5 protein-coding genes are annotated in these 7,535 nt (G+C 64.2%); 1 reads left to right on the forward strand and 4 read right to left on the reverse strand.

From position 1 onward, the window contains the following. A partial coding sequence (locus RR928_RS23345) for an amino acid ABC transporter permease (RefSeq protein ID WP_332684439.1) occupies positions 1–494 on the reverse strand: 494 nt, incomplete at its 3' end. A gap of 81 nt (positions 495–575) precedes the next feature. Then, positions 576–1,376 carry an amino acid ABC transporter substrate-binding protein gene (locus RR928_RS23350; RefSeq protein WP_332534512.1) on the reverse strand — a complete coding sequence of 267 codons (801 nt, stop codon included), beginning with the start codon at positions 1,374–1,376 and terminating at the stop codon, positions 576–578. Between the two features lie 157 nt (positions 1,377–1,533). Between RR928_RS23350 and RR928_RS23355 the strand changes: the two genes are divergently transcribed. Next, positions 1,534–1,968 carry a DUF3293 domain-containing protein gene (locus tag RR928_RS23355; protein WP_332684443.1) on the forward strand — a complete coding sequence of 145 codons (435 nt, stop codon included), beginning with the start codon at positions 1,534–1,536 and terminating at the stop codon, positions 1,966–1,968. A 393-nt stretch (positions 1,969–2,361) separates the two neighbouring features. On the opposite strand, the gene RR928_RS23360 is transcribed toward RR928_RS23355, so the two are convergent. Both RR928_RS23360 and RR928_RS23365 read right to left on the reverse strand, forming a co-directional pair. Continuing rightward, a complete protein-coding gene (locus tag RR928_RS23360; protein ID WP_332684445.1) occupies positions 2,362–3,837 on the reverse strand; it encodes a glutamate synthase subunit beta in 1,476 nt (491 codons plus the stop codon). Between the two features lie 50 nt (positions 3,838–3,887). Further along, positions 3,888–7,535 (reverse strand): glutamate synthase-related protein (locus RR928_RS23365; RefSeq protein WP_332684447.1); only part of this gene is annotated, 3,648 nt, incomplete at its 5' end.

The raw sequence follows: 7,535 nt of genomic DNA on the forward strand, positions 1-7,535 counted from the left end.
AGCACGTAGATCAGCGAAGTGTCCTTGACCAGCGTGATGGTCTCGTTGCTCATGGGCGGCAGGATGCGCGGCCATATCTGCGGCAGCACGATGCGGCGCATGGTCTGGCCATAGGTCAGGCCCAGCACTTTTGCACCCTCGTACTGGCCACGGTCTATCGACTGTATGCCCGCACGGAAGATTTCCGCGAAGTAGGCAGCGTAATTGAGCGAGAAGGCGACAACAGCAGCGGGAAAGTCGTCAAAGCGGACACCGATCACGGGCACGAACGGCAGCGCGAAGTAGATGAACAGCATCTGCAGCATCAGCGGCGTGCCGCGCATCAGCCAGATATAGCCGTTGACCAGCCGCGCCAGCGCGCGAAAGCGCGAGACGCGCGCCAGCGCCAGCGCCAGCCCCAGCGGCACCGCCAGGACCAGCGTCACCACGAACAGCTTCAGTGTGACCAGCGCCCCCTGGGACAGGGGCCCCAGGAGGGAGAGAACGTATTCCATGCAATTGCCTTGTGGTCCAGAAACGCAAAACACCGGCAGGCCTATGAGGGCGCAGCCGGTGCCTGGCGCTGGACTGTCTGCTTACTTGATGATGTCCTTGCCGAACCACTTGGTGGCAATTTCTGCGGCCTTGCCGTCCTTCTTCATTTCAGCCATGGAGGCTTCGAGCTTGGTCAGCAGTTCCGTGTCTTCCTTGCGCAGGCCCACGCCGTATTCCTCGACACCGAAGTTCTCGTCGAGCACGCGGTACTCTTCGGCCTTCTTGGCGACGTGGAAGCGGCCCACGACTTCATCGACCACCACGGCATCGAGACGGCCTGCGGACAGGTCCATCAGCGCGGTGATGTTGTCGCCGAAAGTCTTCAATTCCTTGAAGCTCTTGGCCACGGCTTCGTCCTTCTTGATCGCGTCGACGGCCGAGCTGCCGTCCTGCGCGCCCACGACCTTGCCCGCCAGATCGGCCTTGGTCTTGATGCCGCCGTTGGCCAGCACCACGATGATCTGGTGGTTTTCCATGTAGGGCGTGGAGAACGCGATCTTTTCCTTGCGCTGCTCGGTGATGGTCAGGCCGTTCCACAGCATGTCCACGCGCTTGCCCGCGAGTTCGGCTTCCTTGGCGCTCCAGTCGATGGGCTTGAACTGCATGTCCAGGCCCATGCGCTTGCCGGCTTCGCGGGCGAGGTCGATGTCGAAACCGACCAGTTCGTTCTTCTCGTCACGGAAGCCCATGGGCGGGAAGTTGTCGTCCAGGCCGACCACCACCTTGGTCACGGCAGCCGCAGGCGCAGGCGCCACATCGGTGGCAGGCTTGGGCTCATTCTTGCCACAGGCAGCCAAAATGGCGCTCAGGGCCAGCATCGCGACGAGATTACGTTTTTTCATGGCGGTAAAAATGAGGAAACACGGCAAAAGCAGTGTGCGAGAGGCGCGCGCTGCGCCTGCCGACATGCAAGGGAGGCAGCTATTGTCGCCCAGACCTGCTCAAAACGCATAAGGGCGCGTCAAACCTCCCCTGGTTTCACTTGTGTTTTCAACCACCATGCCACCATCTGAACGTATCTTCATGGATCCCGCAACGATACGGGCCTATCGCGAGACCGATTACATCGTCCACGCCGGGCCGGACTTCGTGCTGCGCATCGACCAGCCCTGTGCTGCGCTGGCCACGTACTACACGCGCCGTCATATCGCCGCGGGCTGCGTGATCACGGCCTGGAATCCCTTTAGCCAGCCTTTGCCCCATGCCGAGAATCAGGCGCGCCAGGCCCGGCTGGAGCAGGAGTTGCAACAGGCCGGCTGGCATTGGCTGCCTGCCGTGGGCCGGCATCCTACCAATGGCTGGCCGCCTGAAGCCGGCTGCCTTGTCGAAGGAATGAGCGAACAAGCGGCAAGCGAATGGGGCCGGACCTACGAACAGAACGCCGTGGTCTGGTGCGGAGCGGACGCCATCCCACGCCTGCGACTGCTTCGCTAAATAACGGCACATGACGTAAGCATCACAAAGAAGCTATCCCGCCCCCGCCCTTCTGGCTGCGCCTGGCGCGCGCAGGGCCCGGGCTGGCCGGAGTGCCGAAGGACACGGAGGCTTCGTCATCTGACTCGCCGCGGTTGTCCGAGCGCAGCGCCGCAGGCGCGTAGCGAGTTCCGCGGCGCAGCCCGGGACCGAGCACGACAGGTTGCCCGGAGCGCAGCGCAGGGTCGCAGACAGCAGGGCTCGCCTTTCTTTTGGGTACTTTTCTTTGGCGAAGCAAAGAAAAGTACCTCGGCTGCCGGGCCGAGACCCGGCTCCTGCCCGCAGAAAAAGCATGCTGTGAAAGCGAAAAAGGCACCCCCTAACGGAAGCGCCTTTTGGCGGGGCCTAAGTAGCTCAGCGCGGCAGCGTGCTCTTGCCCATCAGGAAGGCATCGACCGCACGCGCGGCCTGGCGGCCTTCGCGTATCGCCCAGACGACCAGCGACTGGCCGCGGCGCATGTCGCCGGCGGCAAACAGCTTGGGCACGCTGGTGGCGTAGCCCACGGCGGCGTCGGTCGTGGCCTTGGCGTTGCCGCGCTGGTCCTTCTCGACGCCAAACGATTCCAGGATGGACGCCACCGGGCTCACAAAGCCCATCGCCAGGAACACCAGGTCGGCCTTGAGGATCTGCTCGGAGCCAGGAACTTCGGTCATCTTGCCGTCCTTCCATTCCAGGCGCACGGTCTTGACGCCCGTGAGCTGGCCCTTCTCGCCGAGAAATTCCTTGGTGCCGATGGCGAACTCGCGCTCGCAGCCTTCGTCATGGCTGGAAGAAGTACGCAGCTTGTAGGGCCAGTAGGGCCAGACCAGCGGCTTGTTTTCCTGCTCGGGCGGCATGGGCATCAGCTCGAACTGCGTGACGCTCACGGCGCCATGGCGGTTCGAGGTTCCGACGCAATCGCTGCCGGTGTCGCCGCCGCCGATCACGATCACGGTCTTGCCGTCGGCGCGGATCTGGTTCTTGAGCTTGTCGCCGGCGTTGACCTTGTTCTGCTGGGGCAGGAACTCCATGGCGAAATGCACGCCATTGAGTTCGCGGCCGGGAACGGGCAGGTCACGCGACTGCTCGGCACCGCCGGACAGCAGCACGGCGTCGAATTCGGCCATCAGCTTTTCGGGTGAGACGGTTTCCTTGGCCCAGTTGGTGACCTTGGAGTCCTTGCCCAGGCCTTCGGCGCCCGCAACCAGCACGCCGGTGCGGATGACCACGCCTTCGGCTTCGAGCTGCTTGGCGCGCAGGTCGATGTGCGACTTCTCCATCTTGAAGTCGGGAATGCCGTAGCGCAGCAGGCCGCCGATGCGGTCGTTCTTCTCGAACAGCGTCACGCTGTGACCGGCGCGCGCCAGCTGCTGGGCCGCGGCCATGCCGGCCGGGCCGGCGCCGATGATGGCCACGGTCTTGCCGGTCTTGACGGCAGCGGGCATGGGCTTGACCCAGCCTTCGGCCCAGGCGCGGTCGATGATCGCGTGCTCTATGCTCTTGATGCCGATAGGCGCGGCGTTGATGTTCACCACGCAGGCGGCTTCGCAGGGCGCGGGGCAGATGCGGCCCGTGAACTCGGGGAAGTTGTTGGTGCTGTGCAGCACCTTGATCGCGTTCTCCCAGTCGCCGCGATACACCAGATCATTGAAATCCGGAATGATGTTGTTGACCGGGCAGCCGTTGTTGCAAAACGGCGTGCCGCAGTCCATGCAGCGCGCGCCCTGCACCTTGGCCTGCTCGGGCGTCAGCGCGATGACGAACTCTTTGTAGTTCTTGAGGCGATCGGCAACGGGTTTGTAGCCCTCTTCGATGCGCTCGTACTCCAGAAAACCGGTGGCTTTTCCCATGATGAAACTGTCCTTGAATGATTGGCGAATGGCTTTGGCTTGTCGGGCGATCAAATGGCCACGACTGGCTCGGACTCTGTAGCTAGTTCTGCTTTCGCAGCAATGGCTTCCTTCGCTTTTCGTTCATGGATTTCAGACAGGGCACGCTGGTATTCGGACGGGAACACCTTGACGAACTTGGCACGCGCCGCGGCCCAGTTGTCGAGCAGCTCGCGCGCCCGCTTGGAGCCGGTCCAGCGGCTGTGGGCTTCGACCAGCGCACGCAGCTGCTGTTCGTCGCTTTCGCCGCGGTGCCAGATGCCCGGGTTCACGGTGGTCGCGAATTCGCTGTGCGGCAGCACCTTCTCGAGCGTCACCGACGCGGTGTTGCAGCGCTGGGCGAACTTGCCGTCCTCGTCATACACATAGGCCACGCCGCCGCTCATGCCAGCCGCGAAGTTGCGGCCGGTCTTGCCCAGCACCACCACGGTGCCGCCGGTCATGTATTCGCAACCATGATCGCCCGTGCCTTCGACCACGGCCGTCGCGCCCGACAGGCGCACCGCGAAACGTTCGCCGGCCACGCCGCTGAAGAAGGCTTCGCCGCTGGTCGCACCGAACATCACGGTGTTGCCGACGATGGTGTTGGACACCGAAGCGCCGCGGAAGGCATGGCTGGGGCGCACGATGATGCGGCCGCCCGACAGGCCCTTGCCGGTGTAGTCGTTGGCGTCGCCGGTGACGTTGAGCGTGATGCCCTTGCACAGGAAGGCGCCGAACGACTGGCCGCCCGTGCCTTCGAAGTGGATGCGGATGGTGTCATCCGGCAGACCTTCGGGATGCGAGCGCGTCACGGCGCCCGACAGCATCGCGCCGACCGAACGATTCACGTTGCGCGCGACTTCCATCAGGCGCACGGGTTCGCCGTTCTCGATCGCGGGCTTGCAGCGCTCGATCAGCTTGACGTCGAGCGCCTTGTCCAGCAGGTGATCCTGCGTGTCGACATGGAAACGCGGCACGTCGGCGGGAACGATGGGCTGGGCAAACAGGCGGCTGAAGTCCAGGCCCTGGGCCTTCCAGTGCTCCAGGCCCTTGCGGGTGTCGAGCAGGTCGGAGCGACCGATCAGGTCGTTGAACTTGCGAATGCCCAGCTGGGCCATGATCTGGCGAACTTCTTCGGCAACGAAGAAGAAGTAGTTCACGACATGCTCGGGCTTGCCGCTGAATTGCTTGCGCAGCACGGGGTCCTGCGTGGCCACGCCCACGGGGCAGGTGTTCAGATGGCACTTGCGCATCATGATGCAGCCTTCGACCACCAGCGGAGCGGTGGCGAAGCCGAACTCGTCGGCGCCCAGCAGCGCGCCGATGACCACGTCGCGGCCGGTCTTCATCTGGCCGTCGGCCTGGACACGCACGCGTCCGCGCAGGCGGTTGAGCACCAGCGTCTGCTGGGTTTCGGCCAGGCCGATTTCCCAGGGACCGCCAGCATGCTTGATGGACGACAGCGGCGAAGCGCCGGTGCCGCCGTCATGGCCGGCAATCACGATGTGGTCGCTCTTGCACTTGGTGACGCCCGCGGCAATCGTGCCGACGCCGATTTCGGACACCAGCTTGACCGAGATGTCGGCATGCGGGGCCACGTTCTTCAGATCGTGGATCAGCTGTGCCAGATCTTCGATCGAGTAGATGTCATGGTGCGGTGGGGGCGAGATCAGACCCACGCCCGGCACCGAGTGGCGCATGCGGCCGATGTATTCGGTGACCTTGCCGCCGGGCAGCTGGCCGCCTTCGCCGGGCTTGGCGCCCTGGGCCATCTTGATCTGGATCTGGTCCGACGACGACAGGTACTCGGCGGTGACACCGAAGCGGCCCGACGCGACCTGCTTGATCTTGGAGCGCAGCGAATCGCCGTCCTGCAGCGGAACATCGACTTCGACCTGGTCGGCGCCGATCACCGAACCCAGGGTCTCGCCCTGCTTGATCGGGATGCCCTTGAGTTCGTTGCGATAGCGCTTGGGATCCTCGCCGCCTTCGCCGGTGTTGCTCTTGCCGCCGATGCGGTTCATGGCCACGGCCAGCGTCGCATGGGCTTCGGTCGAGATCGAGCCCAGCGACATCGCGCCGGTCGCGAAACGCTTGACGATCTCCGCCGCGGATTCGACTTCGTCCAGCGCGATGGCCTGGGCCGGGTCGCCCTTGAACTCGAACAGGCCGCGCAGCGTCATGTGGCGCTGGCTCTGGTCGTTGACCAGCTGGGCGTATTCCTTGAAGGTGCTGAAGTTGTTCGAGCGCGTCGCGTGCTGCAGCTTGGCAATCACGTCGGGCGTCCACATGTGCTCCTCGCCGCGCGCGCGCCAGGCGTACTCGCCGCCGGCTTCGAGCATGGTCTCGAGCACCGGGTCGTCGCTGAACGCGGCCAGGTGGTTGCGAATGGTTTCCTCGGCGATCTCGAAGACACCGATGCCTTCGATGCGGCTGGCCGTGCCAGTGAAGTACTTGTCGACGGTGTCGGTGCTCAGGCCAATGGCCTCGAACAGCTGCGCGCCGCAGTAGCTCATGTAGGTGCTCACGCCCATCTTGGACATGATCTTCGACAGGCCCTTGCCGATGGCCTTGACGTAGTTGTAGACGGCCTTCTCGCCCGACAGGTCGTCGGGCAGGTCCTTGCCCATGTGCAGCAGGGTTTCCATCGCCAGGTAGGGATGGACGGCTTCGGCGCCGTAGCCGGCAAGCACGGCGAAATGGTGGATTTCGCGCGCCGTACCGGTTTCAACGACCAGACCGGCGGTGGTGCGCAGGCCTTCACGCACCAGGTGCTGGTGAATGGCCGACAGCGCCAGCAGCGCGGGAATCGCGACCTGGGTGGCCGACAGCGCACGGTCGCTGATGATCAGGATGTTGGCGCCGCCGCGGATCGCATCGACGGCCTGGGCGCACAGCGAAGCCAGCTTGGCTTCGACGCCCTGCTTGCCCCACGACAGCGGGTAGGTGATGTCGATGGTCACGCTCTTGAACTTGCCCTGGGTGTGCTGCTCGATGTTGCGCAGCTTGTCCATGGCTTCGAAGTCGAGCACCGGCTGGTGCACTTCGAGGCGCATCGGCGGGTTGACCTGGTTGATGTCCAGCAGGTTGGGCTTGGGGCCGATGAACGACACCAGCGACATCACGATCGCTTCGCGGATCGGGTCGATGGGCGGGTTCGTCACCTGGGCGAACATCTGGCGGAAATAGTTGTACAGCGGCTTGTTGCGGTCCGACAGCACGGCCAGCGGGCTGTCGTTGCCCATCGAGCCCACGCCCTCCTCGCCCTTGGCGGCCATGGGGGCCAGCAGGAACTTGATGTCTTCCTGCGTGAAGCCGAAGGCCTGCTGGCGCTCGAGCAGCGGCAGCGTGGCGACGGGCGGCTGGACCGAACCCTTGCCGCCGACATCGTCGAGCTTGATGCGCAGGTTCTCGATCCACTGCTTGTAGGGCTTGGTGTTGACGATGTTGGCCTTGAGCTCCTCGTCTTCGATCAGACGGCCTTGCTCCAGGTCGATCAGCAGCATCTTGCCGGGCTGCAGACGCCACTTGCGGATGATCTTGCTGTCGGGCACGGGCAGCACGCCGACTTCGGAAGCCAGGATCACGAGGTCGTCGTCGGTGATCACATAGCGCGAAGGACGCAGGCCGTTGCGGTCCAGCGTGGCGCCGATCTGGCGGCCGTCGGTGAACACGAT

It is taken from the genome of Comamonas sp. (assembly GCF_036666375.1).
Classification (GTDB): domain Bacteria; phylum Pseudomonadota; class Gammaproteobacteria; order Burkholderiales; family Burkholderiaceae_C; genus Comamonas.

Bases quoted from the DNA above. Each gene is read 5' to 3' on its own strand.
- RR928_RS23360 (WP_332684445.1), bottom strand. From the start codon at position 3,837: ATGGGAAAAGCCACCGGTTTTCTGGAGTACGAGCGCATCGAAGAGGGC.
- RR928_RS23355 (WP_332684443.1), top strand. From the start codon at position 1,534: ATGCCACCATCTGAACGTATCTTCATGGATCCCGCAACGATACGGGCC.
- RR928_RS23350 (WP_332534512.1), bottom strand. From the start codon at position 1,376: ATGAAAAAACGTAATCTCGTCGCGATGCTGGCCCTGAGCGCCATTTTG.